Below are 15,610 nucleotides of genomic sequence, written 5' to 3' on the forward strand. Positions count from 1 at the left end.
CAGCCGCCAAAAGATCTTGGCGGCCTCCGTGGGAGCGAATGATGACGAATTCAGTATCCTGAACTTCAGTTTGCTTCGCGGGTTTTATGATGAGATAGTTGCATCAAATTGCAAAGTCACAGTTCCTTCATACTTACCTTCTGGTACTTCTTTATAAGATTCAGAGGTAATTTTTAAAGGAATCCGTTTTTCATGAAAATTAGTCAGATTATCTCGAGTGAACTCGACTCCCTCCAAACTATTCACTAATTCTTTATCATCAATCAAAACACTTTTTATACCAATACTTTCAGTCTGACCAAGACTCAATTGTGGATTATTAACAATTGCCACTTTTAAACTCTGAACCTTCTCAGCGTTTAAATATTTGATAGAAGCTTCTCCTTTAAATACTTCATTCGTTTTATCTGCCCTCATTGTTAGCGGAATCTCTTTGTTCTCAAGTTTGAACTCTTTCTCTGGAACTTCTGCAGTTAACTTAATATCCAGATCTTGTTTGGCCGCTATAGATTTCACTGAGATCACACTCGCTGCGCAGGATAACGCCGCCACGGCCAAATATTTTTTTAAAACACACAAATGGGTTTTTTTTAACGGTTGCATAAAATGCATATTTCCTTAATTCAATCGCTTAATAGCGATGATGTGACATAAATATGGCTGCGTTTTTGTTGATAACACAGCCGCTACTGACCCGCGTTAATCACTGAATTTCCGCTGGTTATTCCCCTCAATGAGAGTGAAATTCGTTTGATATCCCGATTTTTTATTCATAGAGTATGTTCTGCCTGGCAAAACAAACCGACGGCTATAAGGACCACAGCCTGTATTTGCATTTTTGCATTCACGAATTTTATTGAGAGAAATGGTAGTATTTCCGTTATTCTGGATGGTGATCACCTTAGGGGAGTCCGCATTGATCACAGAGTTAAAAACAGGCTTATCAGGCTGAACAATGAGAATGCTGCCATATCCGGCTAAAATATTGACCCCCGCCTTCATCTCTTGACTGTGTTTTTCCAGCGCTTTTTTATCGAGTCCAAAATCGTCGTCAGCCTTAGGTGCAACGGGGATAAACCTGATACGAAAATATCTTTCGGTTGTTCTATCGCCTGGCCACAAAATACGCACGGCCTGAAACCCGCCAGGCGGAATAATGAGGCGTAAAGGCGTGACAATCAGTCTGTTTTTTTCGAGGACGTTTCCCGTGACTTCTTTGAGTGGTATTTCTTGAGAGGTATTTTTGTCGCCGGGGTGAATTTCGAGCAGTTCAACACGGACAAATGCGGTTGAATCTCCGCTATTATAAATTCGCTTGCTCATGCTTTGTGTTTCTGAATTGAGCACATCGTACATAGCGCCAATCGAGATCCCCGCGGTAGCGGACACAAATAGGGTTTGACCGAAAAAGCAAAATCCAGAAAGGGTCATCATTAAAACCTGTTTAAAACGGCCCATCATATCCTCATATATCTGACCCTTTTTTTCAGGGAAAAGGTAAAATGAATACTAGATAACCAGAAAGGGATCGTAATGGATTTAAAAATGACTTGTTGTGACTACGCTTTAATTTTTAATATCATTTATTAAAATTATTCATTGATATCTTTTTTATGATTAATATTTATTAATGATTAAAAAATATTGATTTTGGGGGGTGTACGGTTTATCTATCGTCGGCGATGGTGAACCTGTTTTCATTTTTGTGGAATATGATTATGCGCAAATTGATTGTGTTCATGCTATTTACGTTGGTGACCTTCACTTGGGGAACCACTTGGATGGCAATGAAAATAGCTGTTGATACCATCCCTCCTATATTTGCAACAGGGCTGCGGTTTTTATGCGCGGCCCCTGTTTTGCTTTATATTGCCTGGGCCACAAAAACACCGCTTTTATTTCCTTCGGGCCAAAGAGGGTTTCAAGTCATTGTGTGTCTGTTTTATTTCGCTATTCCCTTCACATTAACCATCTATGGTGAACAATTCGTGGGCTCAGGCCTGGCTTCGATTATGTTTGCAAATATGCCTGTGGCCGTTTTAGTGGCTTCCCTGTTTTTTTTGAAAGAAAAAGCGCATTTTTTACAAATAGTGGGATTAACCCTCTCAGTGACCGCCTTGTCATATATCTTATTTCAAGAATCTCAAACAGAGGCTCAAAGCAATTTATTCGGTATTTTAAGCCTTGTTTTAGCCGTTATTATGCATGCTTGCATGTATGCACAGTGTAAAAAACGCGCCTGTCAGGTTGCAGTCGTGACTTTCAATGCCCTCCCTTGTTTAGGAGCAGGTGTGATTTTATCTATTTTGGGATGGTACGCTGAGAAACCGCATGTTCAATATTTCTCTATGGCTTCTCTATGGGCGGTGATTTATTTGGGGCCTTTTGCGGGTATTTTTGGTATTTTGTGTTACTTTGCGCTTCAACAAAAAGCCGGTGTCTTTCAAGCCTCTATTGCCTTTTTGATCTTTCCTTTAATTGCGCTCAGTTTTGAAAATCTGGTGTATGGGCATACACTTTCTAATCGCTCCATGATTTCTGTGGTCCCATTGATTTTCGGTATTTTGTTAACGTTGATTCCTAAAAAACACTTAAAAATACATTGAGATCAGTAAAGGGCGAGACAGAATCCATTCTTAATCAAAAGAAATCAATGAATCAAAAATAAAAAGGGAAACATTAATGCCTCTGATTTATAATTTTAGTGCGGGTCCTGCCATGCTGCCCGCAGAAGTCGTATTTCAAGCAGAACAGGAGCTGGCTGAAAGAAAAAAGAAAGGAATATCGGTGATGGAAATCAGTCATCGAAGTGAATTTTTTCAAAAAATAGCAAAAGAATCAGAGCAGGATCTCAAAGATCTGTTGAATATCCCCTCAAATTATAAAGTGCTTTTTTGCCAGGGAGGTGCCAGAGGTCAATTTGCAGCGGTTCCTATGAATTTATTAGGTGAAAAAAAAACCGCGGACTATATCACTGGAGGATATTGGTCAAAAAGTGCCATTCTGGAAGCAAAAAAATATGGCGTCCCGAATATCATTGATGCCAGTGTTCGTAAGCCAATCAGTGGCGTTTTTTTTCAATCCATCAAACCCATAAGTGAGTGGCAATTAAGTGAGGATGCCGCTTATGTTCATTACTGCCCTAATGAAACCATAGAAGGTATTGCCATTCATGCCCCCCCGATTTTCTCTCATCATAAAGATGTGGTGGCTGATTTTTCTTCTTCTATTTTATCTTGCCCTATTGATGTGGACCGTTATGGGGTGATTTATGCCGGAGCTCAAAAAAATATCGGGCCCGCTGGCTTGACCGTGGTGATTGTTCGTGACGATCTTTTAGGAAAAGCCCACCAACACACTCCCTCCATTCTCAATTATCAGGTTCTTGCAGACACTCAGTCTATGTTTAACACCCCGCCGACTTTTGCTTGGTACCTCTCTGGCTTGGTATTTAAGTGGCTCAAAGATCAGGGCGGGCTGATTGAAATACAAAAACGTAATCGCGAGAAGGCCCAATTGCTCTATTCCACCATCGATGAGAATGAATTTTACCTCAATCAGGTTGCGCCTACTCACCGTTCATTGATGAATGTCCCTTTTTCATTATCGACATCTACCCCAAGATTAGATGAGTTGTTTTTAAGCGAAGCTAAAAAAAGAGGATTAGAAGGTTTAAAAGGCCACAGAGCAGCAACAGGAATGCGAGCTTCTATTTACAATGCCATGCCTGTAGAGGGCGTCCAAAAGTTAACGGAGTTTATGGTTGAGTTTGCCCGGCGTTATGGTTAATTTTTTTCGATTGGCTAAAGTCAATTTTATATGTTTTCTATCAAATCATTTTTGAGGGGCATATTCATGATAAAAAATATCAACATCAGTCTGGCATGGCAAATTTTGATTGCATTAGTTTTGGGAATAGTCGTAGGGGCGGTGCTTCACCAAAATATAGAAGCAAAGGATTGGATAATTAAAAATATCCTCAGCCCAGCAGGAGAGATTTTTATCCGTTTGATTAAAATGATAGTTTTGCCTATCGTGGTTTCAACTTTAGTTGTCGGCATTGCAGGGGTGGGTGATGCAAAAAAATTAGGCCGCATTGGTCTCAAAACCATTATTTATTTTGAAATCATCACCACCTTAGCCATTTTTCTCGGTATTACTTTGACGAATATTTTTCATCCAGGTGATGGCATTGACATGTCATCACTGGCTGTGATCGATATCTCTCAATACAAAAAAACCATGGCGAACGTACAACATTCCTCTCACAGTTTAGCGAACACCATTTTATCTTTAATTCCATCGAATATATTTGCTTCCATGGCAAATGGGGATATGTTGCCCGTTATCTTTTTTTCAGTTTTATTTGGTTTGGGTCTGTCATCCTTACCCGAAAAAACTCAAAAGCCGTTGCTTCAAGTGTTTCAATCTATTTCAGATACCATGTTTAAAGTCACTTACATGATTATGCGTTATGCCCCTATAGGTGTGTTTTGTCTTATTTCGGTGACGGTCATTCACTTCGGGTTTACCTCTTTAATCCCATTAAGTAAATTAATCATTTTAGTTTATGGTGCCCTCCTTTTCTTTGGTTTGGTGGTGTTTGGCATCGTTGCAAGATTGTGTCATTTGCGGATCTAGACTTTAATCCGTATTTTAAAAGACGAGCTGATACTGGCTTATTCGACTTCCAGCTCAGAAACAGTACTGGTTAAAATAATGGAAAAAATGGAGGCCTATGGTGCACCTAAAGCGATCAGTAGTTTTGTTGTGCCAACAGGATATTCGTTTAATCTGGACGGCTCTACTTTGTATCAAAGTATCGCGGCCATCTTTATTGCCCAGTTGTACGGTATTGAGCTTTCTTTGAATCAGGAAATTATTCTGGTGTTAACCATGATGGTGACGTCGAAAGGAATTGCAGGCGTGCCTGGAGTTTCTTTTGTGGTGTTATTAGCCACTTTAGGGAGTGTGGGTATCCCGCTCGAAGGTTTGGCTTTTATTGCTGGAGTAGATCGCATTCTGGATATGGCTCGTACCGCGTTGAACGTCGTGGGGAATGCTTTAGCGGTTTTGGTGATCGCCAAATGGGAAGGGCAATTTGATCACAATAAAGCATTAGAATACGAACGTACTTTTTTCATTAAAACGTCTTCTCATTGTCAAAAAAAGTAAACATAGCGATGTTAACTATTCTTCCCGGGGATGAAATGCTATTAGAGTGCTTCCCAACTGATACTAGAGATCCCGTCAAAAATCTGGAGCTTTTTTTATATGTCATTCCATTCTCTCGGCTTAAATGCTGATATCCTGCGAGCCGTGTCAGAGCACAATTACTCTGCCCCCACGCCAATACAACGCCAGGCCATACCCCTGATTTTGGCTAAACGTGATTTAATGGCAAGCGCACAGACAGGCACAGGAAAAACGGCCGCTTTTACTTTGCCTTTATTACAGTTATTAAGTCAGAACACCGCTCTCGTGAAAGGCCGCCGCCAGATACGTGCTCTGATTTTAACGCCCACCCGTGAACTGGCCGCTCAGATTGCTCAAAATGTATCTGATTACAGTCAATACCTTCAATTACGTTCACTGGCCGTTTTTGGCGGGGTGAGTATTAATCCTCAGACGATGAAATTACGAGGCGGAGTTGATATTTTAATCGCGACACCAGGGCGGTTACTCGACTTGGAACACCAAAATGCACTGGCTCTTTCTCAAATTGAAATTTTGGTATTAGATGAAGCAGACCGCATGTTAGATATGGGCTTTATTCATGATATCCGCCGAATTTTGGCAAAACTGCCAAAGAAACGGCAAAGTTTACTTTTCTCTGCCACTTTTTCTAATGAAATAAAATCATTATCAACGAAATTATTAACTCATCCCGCTTTTGTAGAAGTGGCCCCTTGTAATACTACTGCTCAGCAAATTTCTCAATATGTGCATTTTGTGGATAAAAATCGTAAAAGAGCGCTGTTATCTCATATGATAGGCCGTGGAAATTGGCAACAGGTATTGGTCTTTAATCGAACAAAACATGGGGCTAATCATCTTTCTGAACAGCTTAACAAAGATGGTATTACCGCTGCCGCGATTCATGGCAATAAAAGTCAAGGGGCCCGTACCCGTGCATTAGCCGATTTTAAGGAAGGTAAAATCACAGTATTGGTCGCGACCGACATCGCCGCTCGTGGTTTAGATATCGATCAACTCCCTTATGTCGTTAATTATGATCTTCCCCATATTCCAGAAGATTATGTGCACCGTATTGGTCGAACTGGAAGAGCTCAGCACGCTGGAGAGGCCATTTCACTGGTTTGTGTTGATGAAGATAAATTACTCAAAGACATTGAGCGGCTCTTGAAACGTGAGATACCTCGTATGGCTGTTTCTGGCTATGAACCTGATCTGCGTATCAAAGCAGAGCCTATTCAACAGCGTCGTCAAAATAGAGGAAAGAGGGAGGGTAGGCAGAGCGTCAACAGAATTGGCAATACAAAAGAAAAAAATCATTGAAATAAAATTTCAATGATTTTGATATGTAATAGTAAGCCTTATAGCTCATAGATAAATCTATGAGCTATTTTATGACAGAAAAAACCTACATCGTGGCAGTGACTGCAGGTAATTTGACAATATTTGTCTCTTCAATCTGCTTGGTATGGTTGATAGGGATTGATATTGCCTTTACTGAACAATTGCCAGAGAAAGATGACATTGCCTCTTCTAAACTCTGATTGGCACCGGCGCTATTTCTATTTAGTAACGGTTCAATAATCTCGCTCATTATTTCAATGTTTGAGGTCATCAATTGAAATAATGGAGATGACTGAATCAATAAATTTTTTTGAAGGGCTTGAATTACCTGTCCTGAAACTGATCGAACTGGTCGCGTATGATCTCTCTGTTGATTGATGCTTTCTGTTACTGAAGATGGGACTTGAGATTCTTTGGCTGCTACATTGGCGGCGGCTTCTGCCTCAGACCCAGCCTGAGCATTGTCTTGATGGGGTTCTGTATTGGCTTTTGCAGAGGTTTCCTCGGCGGCTTCTGCTTCAGGCTCAACCTGAGCATTGTCTTGATGGGGTTCTGTGTTGGCTTTTGCAGAGGTTTCCTCGGCTGCTCCTGCTTCAGGCTCAACCTGAGCATTGTCTTGATGGGGTTCTGTGTTGGCTTTTGCAGAGGTTTCCTCGGCTGCTCCTGCCTCAGACCCAGCCTGAGCATTGTCTTGATCGGGTTCTGTATTGGCTTTTGCAGAGGTTTCCTCGGCGGCTTCTGCTTCAGGCTCAACCTGAGCATTGTCTTGATGGGGTTCTGTGTTGGCTTTTGCAGAGGTTTCCTCGGCTGCTCCTGCCTCAGACCCAACCTGAGCATTGTCTTGATGGGGTTCTGTATTGGCTTTTGCAGAGGTTTCCTCGGCGGCTTCTACTTCAGGCTCAACCTGAGCATTGTCTTGATGGGGTTCTGTATTGGCTTTTGCAGAGGTTTCCTCGGTGGCTTCTGCTTCAGGCTCAACCTGAGCATTGTCTTGATGGGGTTCTGTATTGGCTTTTGTAGAAGGTTTCCTCGGCTGCTCCTGCCTCAGACCCAGCCTGAGCATTGTCTTGATGAGGTTCTTTTTTTACTACAGGGGCTTTATTAGCCGATGGTTCCAATAATTTCATCAGATACTTCCCAAAAGAGACCTTTATATCATCTGGTTGCTCCTGCATTAAGGCTTTGAGTAAATCAAATAAAATTAAGGTCATATTCTTATGGCGCAAACTCAGAGGCGCAATCAAATCTTCAATAACTGTATTTGCATTTGCATTACTGACGGCAACACCTTGATTATCCAGTAGGTGATGTGCAGAAGATTTATCAGGATTCAAAGAGGGTTCGATAAAAGTGGTTATTTTATTGCCGTTTTTATCAAAAATCGCGGAATCCTTTATTTCTCCATTTTCTTTTAAAAGAGTGATTTTTTTTTGATAAAGACGCTCATTTCCTTTGGAATTTTTTCTGTAAAACCACTCTGTTATTTTACGTTGTGGTTGATCATTATTATCATTAAAAAATTTTTCTTCTTCTTTCATCAGAAGATTTGTAACAGGATCTAAACTGCTCACTACTGCCTTCCTGGCAAAATTTTCACTCCACTTTGAATTAAATTCCGGATATTCATTCTGAAAAGATACCTCGTCATTAATGAGTTTTACTTTTTTAAGCATAGTCTCGATCCTTATTTTGATTGAAGTTTTCAGTTGTGAAGAAACATTAAGTGTTTACTTTTTATAAAATCATTCCATAAAAATGAAATTGCTTTGAATATAAAAACAAATTATTAATTTTATTTTTTTATTTAATGCAAAGTGATATTAAATAATTAATTTAATATAAATAGTTAGGTTTATTTTTATATAAAGTAAATTTACTTTGAGTAAAAAGAGTAGTGCATTTAAAAAAAAAAGCAAAAATTGGACCAAATAAAAAAATCGGCGGCCCATTCAATCAGAAAATATTTTTCTCATTTTTCTTCATATTGGCCTCATGTTATAATCTAGCTCTTTTTTTGATTAAAAAGCGTAAAGTTGGAGTAAAATTTTTATGACCATACATGTATTTTCTTCCGAAAAAATCAGAGCGAAAATTGCGATTATCATGGGCTCACAAAGTGATTGGGATACCATGAAACCAGCAGCAGATATATTGAGCGAGTTAAAAATTGCTTATGATGCGGAAATTATTTCAGCTCATCGCACCCCCGATAATTTATTCAAATTTGCTGAACAGGCAGAAACTCGTGGCTTCAGTGTTATTATCGCAGGCGCTGGTGGAGCGGCGCATTTGCCTGGCATGATCGCAGCTAAAACTTTATTACCTGTATTAGGTGTCCCCGTAGCAAGCACTTCACTAAATGGAATAGACAGCCTTTATTCGATAGTGCAGATGCCACGTGGTATTCCTGTTGGGACACTGGCCATTGGAAAGGCAGGCGCAGCAAATGCCGCCTTACTCTCAGCGCAAATTTTGGGCTTACAAGATCCCACATTGGCATACCGTTTGACAGAATGGCGTAAACAACAAACACAGGAGGTTCTCAATCATCGGGATCCACGTGAGAAAAAATGAAAACAGTTTACATCTTAGGTCAGGGTCAGTTAGGGCAAATGTTAAGACAGGCAGGGGAACCCTTAGGAATTAAAGTGTATCCGCTTTGTCTTGAAATCGACGAATCAAGAGAAAAGAGAGCGCCACCGGACATTATTACAGCTGAAATTGAACATTGGCCTGACAACCTCTTTGTTCGTCAATGGGCTCAGCATCCCTTATTGATTAACCGTGATACCTTTCCGCTTTTAGCCGATCGATTCACCCAAAAGCAATTATTAGACGAACTCTCACTCCCAACGGCACCTTGGCAATTATTAACAAAAGCAGAGCTTTGGCCAAAAGTGTTTTCTTCTTTTGACTCCTTAGCCGTAGTGAAACGTCGAAAGGGAGGCTACGATGGAAAAGGGCAATGGTGTTTGCGCCCTGGAGAAGAACATTCGCTTCCTTCTGATCTTTATGATGCTGCCTGTATTGTTGAGAAAGGGATTCCCTTTTCGTACGAAATATCATTAATAGGGGCACGCAATCATAGAGGGCAATCGGTCTTTTATCCTATTACCTATAATTGGCATGAAGCGGGTATTTTACGTGCCAGTGTTGCTTTCCCGACAAAGCAGCAAAGATTGCAAGCTCCGGCAGAATCGATGTTATCTCGTATTATGAATAAACTCGATTATATCGGTGTTATGGCGATGGAATGTTTTGTTGTAGGGAATGATTTATTGATTAACGAACTTGCTCCTCGGGTACATAACAGCGGGCATTGGACCCAAAATGGGGCTTCTATCAGTCAATTCGAGCTACATTTAAGAGCTATTTTAGACTTGCCTCTACCTTTACCTGTGGTCAGTAGCCCCTCGGTCATGTTGAACTTGATTGGTATTCACCTTAACCCATCTTGGCTATCACTACCTTTAATACATGTTCATTGGTATGGCAAAGAAGTCAGAGCGGGTCGAAAATTAGGGCACCTGAATTTAAACGATCCTAGTATCAATCGATTAATCGAAACCCTGGATGCATTAGCGCCTTTGCTGCCTCAAAGTGATCAAGTGGGATTACTTAAAGCAAAAGAAAAATTGGAAAATACGCCAAAAAATTTTACAGATCTTTAAAAAAGAGGCGCGCGCATTTTTTGTTTTTAATTTATTCTCTTTTTTTTCTAAAATACGATATATTCAATTTTTATTTAAATCGCCATTTAATATTGAGAATAATAATGAGCTACATCGTTGCTCTGACAGGTGGTGTGGGGAGTGGGAAAAGTACTGTTTCGGATATTTTTGCAAGCTTGAATGTTTCCTTGATAGATACCGATATTATTGCTCGTCAATTGGTTGAACCAGGGTGTTTGGCATGGAATGAAATCATAAAACGATACGGCCATCATATTCTTTTGGATGGTGACACCCTTAATAGAGCGGCATTACGTCAAAAAATATTTAATGACCAAAAAGAAAAAGAATGGCTAAATCGATTATTACACCCACTCATTGAAAAAGAATCTCTGCATCAAATGCATCAGTCTTCTCAACCCTATCTGATCTGGATCGTGCCTTTATTGTTTGAAAATCATTTACATCACAGGGCTAATCGAATTTTGGTCGTGGATGTCAGTGCTAAAACACAATTACTACGTACCATGAAAAGAGACAATGTCACTCAAGAAGAAGTTAAAAAAATTTTAGCGTCACAGCTTTCTCAAAAGCAGCGCCTCGCGTTGGCTGACGATGTGATTAGCAACAATGGGGCTATTGAAAAATTGCCTGCGGTAGTACGATCACTTCACCATCAATACTTAAAACTGGCGGCCTGTTTTTCATCAGAGGATTTACATTGATGAGTGATATCAACACAATGATACTTGTTGAACATGTGCGACGTGAAAGTTGCACCACAGAAGTCCCTTGAAAAAGGGTAAGGTTGATCCGAAACCTTATTGCCACTTACTCGGTGCAAGAGGAGTAATTCTCTTGTGCTAAGCGAGAATGAAAGCCTAACTAAAGTATTAAGCTGAATAAGAAATAGGGGCAAGGCAAAACTGAAATGGGTTGAATAAAGTGAATCTCCGTTATTAAAATGTCGTAAGCAAGTAAAACACGAAATCAGATGTGACGTGTTATGGGGAAGTTTAACGACAGTTAGAAACGGGTAAAGAAGAGTGTTCGTTCTTTACGACGGATCCCGTTCCCCGGCATAGAGGAGGCAGCCCACTCAATGTATCTTCATGGTGTGAAACACGGTAACCCCATTAATCTTTTAGTGTTGATGTAAATACTAAGAGACAGTGGGCATAAGACGTTCCAAAAAGCGAAGGCAATCAGCCGAAAGGCAACTGGAAATCATAACAGGATTGATAGAGGTAATTACTTTACTCTGAAAAGAGGCTGACGTGGAACGGGTGACTTACCCATATAATCCTTTACCAAGGTTATGAATTGATTTAGAAGAGTTAGATGCCTATGGCAAACGTAATAAATCAAAACTATGAACAACAACTGGAATGGCATGCTATTAACTGGCGTGTTGTGACAGCCATGATTAATAATCTAAGGCAAAGAATATATAGGGCTTCAGCAACAGGTGACTTAAAGAAAGTCAGAAATCTGCAAAAACTCATGATGAAATCAAGAGCTAACCATCTTCTGGCTATCAGGAAAGTCACTCAGGTCAATCGGGGAAAACACACGGCTGGAGTAGATAATCAGGTAATTAATGACCATAAAGGACGAGAACATCTTTATAAGTTATTAAGCCAAACAACTTCAGAAAAGGTTTATCCAGTAAAACGAGTTTACATAGCAAAAAAGAATGGAAAAAAACGCCCTCTTGGGATCCCAACCATTCTCGACCGCTGTAGACAAGCGATAGTTAAATCGGCGCTGGAACCTTATTGGGAAGCAAAATTTGAACCAGTCAGCTACGGATTTAGACCGGGGCGAAGTGCCCATGACGCAATACAAAAAATTTTCTGTATTGCCAGAGCACGAGGGACACGGCACTGGGTACTAGATGCAGATATTAAAGGCGCATTTGACAACATTGACCATAATTTTCTCATAAAAAAAATCGGGGGATTCCCCGAAAGAAACATGATTAAACAATGGTTACAAGCCGGTGTGCTGGAACATGGCAACTATATACCCAATGTTGCAGGTACTCCGCAAGGCGGGATTATCAGTCCACTACTGGCCAATATTGCACTCCACGGAATGGAGACCTTACTGGGTATTCAATACTGGAAAAACGGCACGCCAAAACAAGGGCAACCTTATGCAGTAGTTCGTTATGCGGATGATTTTGTCGTATTCGGTAAATCCCGTGAAGAGTGCGAAACTGCCAAAATAAAGTTGCAAATTTGGTTAGCTCAGAGAGGGTTAGCTCTTTCTGAAGAAAAAACCAGTATCAAACACTTGAAGGAAGGATTCGACTTCCTGGGATTTAATATACGACATTATGACAATCGCCACAGAAAACGGGGATATATATTGTTAACGAAGCCCTCAAAGGAGTCGATGAAAAGGTACAAACAGCAAATGAGAATGACCTGGAAAGGTATTATCGGTATGCCGACACAAGAAGGAATAAGACAACTGAATGCCAAGATAATAGGATGGTGTAATTACTATCGTATTGGTGCTTCAAAAAGAACATTCAGTGCATTAGACCAATGGATGTGGATCCGCCAACGTAGATATTTGTATCGACGTCATCCCAATAAACACTGGTGGTGGCGAAGAAAACACTACTTAGGCAAGATACCAGGTAGAGAAGACTATTCAGTATTTATGGATAAATCAACCGGTGGATTTCTTTGGAAGCATGCATGGACAAAAATACAGCGTCATTGGCTAGTTCCAAAAAATGCTTCCCCCGACAATCCGGAATTGCGTGACTATTGGCGTAATAGGCAGGCACGTAAACAGCCTTTTATTTACGGTGTCAAAGTTAACCTCTATAAGCGACAGAAAGGTTATTGTCCTCTCTGTGATCAAGAGTTGGACAATGGTGAACAATTGCATGTTCATCATATTCAGCCTAAAGCTGAAGGGGGTGACAACAAGCTGGCTAATCTAAGATTGTTACATGCTAATTGCCACAGACAATTACATAGCAAAAAAGGAAAAATGTTGAAGTGAGTAAGTTGCGTGAGCCGTATGCGGGGTAACTCGCACGTACGGTTCTTGAGGGAGTGGGCACTTGCGGCCTGCTTACCTAATCATAATCACCATGTCTATTTTTTCTCACCTGTGATGCAGATTACAAAACCTCTTTCAGGTAGTTTTTTTTCCTCTCTATTGCAGATTCACTTATTCGGCATAGCCAAAAATCATTGCTGGTTTGGCTATGATACTACCAGTCAGCACGTGATATTATTTTGTTTAATCGCTCTCGATATCCTGACCCCTGATGCGGCATTGAAACACTGATAGATCAAGTCCAATACTGGCAGGAAAATTTACCAAAAATAGGTCAGGCTACACAAGCGTCTTTAATGATAAACACTACTGTAGGCGGGCGTTTTTAAAAAAAGTAGCTTAAACATATGAGATACCTAACGATTTCGAACGTGAAGCTCTTAGGAAATATCCTATTTTATAAAGCACTGGATAATAGTAGTAAATTGAATGGATTAGCCTAAACGTATGACTGGCGGTTTCATTACCCGCAACAATTTAGCTAAACGCATTTTGTATCGCAGTCTACCAATCGCTCAGGATTATGCTATAGACACTGGATTTTTTGGCGAACACACCAGAGAGATAGTTCGTACTGGTAGGTCGATTCTCTTCCATCATTCCATAAATCAAGCGAATAACGCTCATTTGGTTCAAGGATGGCTCAATTCGATACTTGAATCGATGAATTTTTCTAAACCGATGCAATGTATTGCAAAACTGATTATAAATAAAAATTTTGGGGCTACTGTTTTGCAAGATTCTTTCGTTGAACGAGTGCTGACTACCTTGACAGATTATTAAGAAAACGATTTTTTATTCACGCTCGAAGGATCTAAATCTACAATGAAGTTATTTTTTGCATATAGGAACGAAATGCTTCAGAAGATTCTAGAACACAGTGAGCTCGATAACAACAGCGTTTCTTTAAAGAACATTCAAGAAGAGCTTGAGAACGAAATCGACAAAGAAATAAAGGGCCATCATGAACACCTTCAGTACTCGAAGTTATACTCAATGCTATATAAAATCATAAAAAATAAAAACACTCTCAAATATGGTACTGAAATATTAGACAATTCAGACCCTACTTTGAAGTATAACATTCAAGTAGTAAAAAACGCTGTTTTAGCCAAGCTAGAAAAAATGGAAAATAATAAAACCAAAAATAATTCTAAACAAAACTTTTTTACAAAAAACAAGACTTCTTTAACAAAAGAGCAGATAGCAAATATGAAAAAAATAATCCAGGAAGATGGCATAGACTTGAGTTCTATTTTAAGTGGTAAAACTTTAGAAGTTGTTAAACAAAATCTCAATCAAGAATTACGGTTGTTTTCTAAGAAATATTATTCAATACCAGAAGATGGTAAAAAAATAAGCAGTAAAATATTCATAGAACGAAATAAAAAGGATGCCAAATTTGAGCTTCATAACCTATATCTTTTAAAACCTCAGCTTTTAAAAATGCTATCCGCTATCAACAGCGAGAATTCTGAAAATGTTTAGATAAAATTGACCCAGCCCGCGAGTGCAGGGCGTTGTTGGGTTACTCAGCGTGATATGGCACTGTTAACAAAGTTAATATTAAGATAGGCTTTGTTTTTTTGAGGGTGATAAAAAAGGACAGCGCCTGGATATGAAAGCTTTTAAGGGGCTTTGGATAAAGAGAAAATGGAGATCTGTATGTTTTCATCCGTGACACAACTTTTAGTGAAAATACTTTTAGATTGCATCAGAGCTCTATTGATATGATGACCAGTTGCGTACCGGACCAGTATCAATATGAATAAAATGACTTTTAGGATAATAACCTACTCCCCCGGCTCTCATTCTTAATGCCGCTTTATAAATTTTGTTCAGTGGTATGCCTTCAATGTAAAAATCCACAGCACGACCTAAAGTATGAAAGCTGTTTATAGCTACAGCAGAGCTGCTCTTTCTTAACAAATTATTGGTTTTTTTTGTTCGATAACCTGAAATAAGCTGTATAGGTTTATTGGTACCCAATAAATTTTGTAAACGATACAGTTGATTAAATAATTGAGAGTCAATAGATTTTAATTTATTGGCTCTAAAATCTCGAAATATGTAATTTAAACGAGACAGCCCTTTTTTATTATATTTTCTTCCATCGAAAAACTCTGTTTTAATAAATTCTCCTGTAGGAGTGTGATTAATTTCTAGTATTCTCGGCTTCGGACGGGATGCCGCCAAACCCAAAGGAGATAACAGAACCGATCCCAAAAAAGCGCCTCCTAAAATAAACCACTTCCGTCGATGCATATCTATTTTATCCATAGCTGTCTCTGTGAATAATATCAATATTAAATAAC

At 39.6% G+C, this 15,610-nt stretch carries 15 protein-coding genes and 1 pseudogene; 11 read left to right on the forward strand and 5 right to left on the reverse strand.

What is annotated here, in order from left to right:
• Positions 1-84 precede the first annotated feature (84 nt).
• Together HDEF_RS01480 and HDEF_RS01485 are read right to left on the reverse strand one after the other, a co-directional pair.
• Positions 85-603 carry a CS1 type fimbrial major subunit gene (locus tag HDEF_RS01480; protein ID WP_100103869.1) on the reverse strand — a complete coding sequence of 173 codons (519 nt, stop codon included), beginning with the start codon at positions 601-603 and terminating at the stop codon, positions 85-87.
• Between the two features lie 96 nt (positions 604-699).
• Positions 700-1,458, reverse strand: coding sequence for a hypothetical protein (locus tag HDEF_RS01485; RefSeq protein ID WP_100096298.1), 759 nt, complete (start codon positions 1,456-1,458; stop codon positions 700-702).
• 260 nt (positions 1,459-1,718) lie between these two features.
• Between HDEF_RS01485 and HDEF_RS01490 the strand changes: the two genes are divergently transcribed.
• The 4 genes and pseudogenes from HDEF_RS01490 to rhlE all read left to right on the forward strand — a co-directional run bounded on the left by HDEF_RS01490 (position 1,719) and on the right by rhlE (position 6,519).
• Positions 1,719-2,606 carry a DMT family transporter gene (locus HDEF_RS01490; protein ID WP_012738014.1) on the forward strand — a complete coding sequence of 296 codons (888 nt, stop codon included), beginning with the start codon at positions 1,719-1,721 and terminating at the stop codon, positions 2,604-2,606.
• A gap of 76 nt (positions 2,607-2,682) precedes the next feature.
• Complete coding sequence (serC, locus tag HDEF_RS01495; protein ID WP_012738015.1) at positions 2,683-3,789, forward strand: 3-phosphoserine/phosphohydroxythreonine transaminase; 1,107 nt, start codon at positions 2,683-2,685, stop codon at positions 3,787-3,789.
• A 69-nt stretch (positions 3,790-3,858) separates the two neighbouring features.
• A pseudogene (gene gltP, locus HDEF_RS01500) lies at positions 3,859-5,175 on the forward strand (glutamate/aspartate:proton symporter GltP).
• A gap of 99 nt (positions 5,176-5,274) precedes the next feature.
• Complete coding sequence (gene rhlE, locus HDEF_RS01505) at positions 5,275-6,519, forward strand: ATP-dependent RNA helicase RhlE (protein ID WP_012738016.1); 1,245 nt, start codon at positions 5,275-5,277, stop codon at positions 6,517-6,519.
• 85 nt (positions 6,520-6,604) lie between these two features.
• Here rhlE and HDEF_RS01510 read toward each other — a convergent pair whose 3' ends face one another.
• Both HDEF_RS01510 and HDEF_RS01515 read right to left on the reverse strand, forming a co-directional pair.
• Positions 6,605-7,603, reverse strand: a complete 999-nt coding sequence (locus tag HDEF_RS01510) for a hypothetical protein (RefSeq protein WP_012738017.1) — start codon at positions 7,601-7,603, stop codon at positions 6,605-6,607.
• Positions 7,515-8,213: a hypothetical protein gene (locus tag HDEF_RS01515; protein ID WP_044612236.1), complete on the reverse strand. Its 699-nt coding sequence runs from the start codon at positions 8,211-8,213 to the stop codon at positions 7,515-7,517. Before HDEF_RS01515 ends, HDEF_RS01510 begins: the two co-directional genes overlap by 89 nt.
• Positions 8,214-8,589: 376 nt before the next feature.
• Here HDEF_RS01515 and purE point away from each other — a divergent pair, with 376 nt between their 5' ends.
• The 7 genes from purE (at position 8,590) to HDEF_RS01550 (ending at position 14,783) form a co-directional block, all read left to right on the forward strand.
• The gene (purE, locus tag HDEF_RS01520) at positions 8,590-9,114 is read left to right on the forward strand and encodes a 5-(carboxyamino)imidazole ribonucleotide mutase (protein ID WP_012738018.1); all 525 of its coding nucleotides are present in this window, start codon (positions 8,590-8,592) and stop codon (positions 9,112-9,114) included.
• Entirely contained in the window at positions 9,111-10,211 is a 1,101-nt protein-coding gene (gene purK / locus HDEF_RS01525; RefSeq protein ID WP_012738019.1) for a 5-(carboxyamino)imidazole ribonucleotide synthase, read from the forward strand. Before purE ends, purK begins: the two co-directional genes overlap by 4 nt.
• Before the next feature lie 104 nt (positions 10,212-10,315).
• Entirely contained in the window at positions 10,316-10,936 is a 621-nt protein-coding gene (gene coaE / locus HDEF_RS01530) for a dephospho-CoA kinase (RefSeq protein WP_012738020.1), read from the forward strand.
• A 616-nt stretch (positions 10,937-11,552) separates the two neighbouring features.
• The gene (ltrA, locus tag HDEF_RS01535) at positions 11,553-13,235 is read left to right on the forward strand and encodes a group II intron reverse transcriptase/maturase (RefSeq protein WP_012738021.1); all 1,683 of its coding nucleotides are present in this window, start codon (positions 11,553-11,555) and stop codon (positions 13,233-13,235) included.
• 18 nt (positions 13,236-13,253) lie between these two features.
• Entirely contained in the window at positions 13,254-13,526 is a 273-nt protein-coding gene (locus HDEF_RS13680) for a type III secretion system chaperone (RefSeq protein WP_234809507.1), read from the forward strand.
• Between the two features lie 216 nt (positions 13,527-13,742).
• On the forward strand, positions 13,743-14,078 hold the full coding sequence (locus HDEF_RS01545) for a hypothetical protein (RefSeq protein WP_044612239.1): 336 nt from the start codon (positions 13,743-13,745) through the stop codon (positions 14,076-14,078).
• Positions 14,079-14,120: 42 nt separating this feature from the next.
• Positions 14,121-14,783 carry a hypothetical protein gene (locus tag HDEF_RS01550; protein ID WP_012738022.1) on the forward strand — a complete coding sequence of 221 codons (663 nt, stop codon included), beginning with the start codon at positions 14,121-14,123 and terminating at the stop codon, positions 14,781-14,783.
• A 234-nt stretch (positions 14,784-15,017) separates the two neighbouring features.
• On the opposite strand, the gene mepK is transcribed toward HDEF_RS01550, so the two are convergent.
• Positions 15,018-15,575: a peptidoglycan L,D-endopeptidase MepK gene (gene mepK / locus HDEF_RS01555; RefSeq protein WP_012738023.1), complete on the reverse strand. Its 558-nt coding sequence runs from the start codon at positions 15,573-15,575 to the stop codon at positions 15,018-15,020.
• Positions 15,576-15,610 lie beyond the last annotated feature (35 nt).

Source organism: Candidatus Hamiltonella defensa 5AT (Acyrthosiphon pisum), assembly GCF_000021705.1.
GTDB lineage: Bacteria > Pseudomonadota > Gammaproteobacteria > Enterobacterales > Enterobacteriaceae > Hamiltonella > Hamiltonella defendens.

What these genes read in the sequence shown, in the direction of transcription:
- HDEF_RS01515 (WP_044612236.1), bottom strand. Translation starts at nt 8,213, where the DNA reads ATGCTTAAAAAAGTAAAACTCATTAATGACGAGGTATCTTTTCAGAAT.
- HDEF_RS13680 (WP_234809507.1), top strand. Translation starts at nt 13,254, where the DNA reads ATGCGGGGTAACTCGCACGTACGGTTCTTGAGGGAGTGGGCACTTGCG.
- HDEF_RS01545 (WP_044612239.1), top strand. Translation starts at nt 13,743, where the DNA reads ATGACTGGCGGTTTCATTACCCGCAACAATTTAGCTAAACGCATTTTG.
- HDEF_RS01490 (WP_012738014.1), top strand. Translation starts at nt 1,719, where the DNA reads ATGCGCAAATTGATTGTGTTCATGCTATTTACGTTGGTGACCTTCACT.
- purE (WP_012738018.1), top strand. Translation starts at nt 8,590, where the DNA reads ATGACCATACATGTATTTTCTTCCGAAAAAATCAGAGCGAAAATTGCG.
- mepK (WP_012738023.1), bottom strand. Translation starts at nt 15,575, where the DNA reads ATGGATAAAATAGATATGCATCGACGGAAGTGGTTTATTTTAGGAGGC.
- HDEF_RS01480 (WP_100103869.1), bottom strand. Translation starts at nt 603, where the DNA reads ATGCAACCGTTAAAAAAAACCCATTTGTGTGTTTTAAAAAAATATTTG.
- coaE (WP_012738020.1), top strand. Translation starts at nt 10,316, where the DNA reads ATGAGCTACATCGTTGCTCTGACAGGTGGTGTGGGGAGTGGGAAAAGT.
- HDEF_RS01550 (WP_012738022.1), top strand. Translation starts at nt 14,121, where the DNA reads ATGAAGTTATTTTTTGCATATAGGAACGAAATGCTTCAGAAGATTCTA.
- HDEF_RS01485 (WP_100096298.1), bottom strand. Translation starts at nt 1,458, where the DNA reads ATGGGCCGTTTTAAACAGGTTTTAATGATGACCCTTTCTGGATTTTGC.
- rhlE (WP_012738016.1), top strand. Translation starts at nt 5,275, where the DNA reads ATGTCATTCCATTCTCTCGGCTTAAATGCTGATATCCTGCGAGCCGTG.
- ltrA (WP_012738021.1), top strand. Translation starts at nt 11,553, where the DNA reads ATGCCTATGGCAAACGTAATAAATCAAAACTATGAACAACAACTGGAA.
- HDEF_RS01510 (WP_012738017.1), bottom strand. Translation starts at nt 7,603, where the DNA reads ATGCTCAGGCTGGGTCTGAGGCAGGAGCAGCCGAGGAAACCTTCTACA.
- purK (WP_012738019.1), top strand. Translation starts at nt 9,111, where the DNA reads ATGAAAACAGTTTACATCTTAGGTCAGGGTCAGTTAGGGCAAATGTTA.
- serC (WP_012738015.1), top strand. Translation starts at nt 2,683, where the DNA reads ATGCCTCTGATTTATAATTTTAGTGCGGGTCCTGCCATGCTGCCCGCA.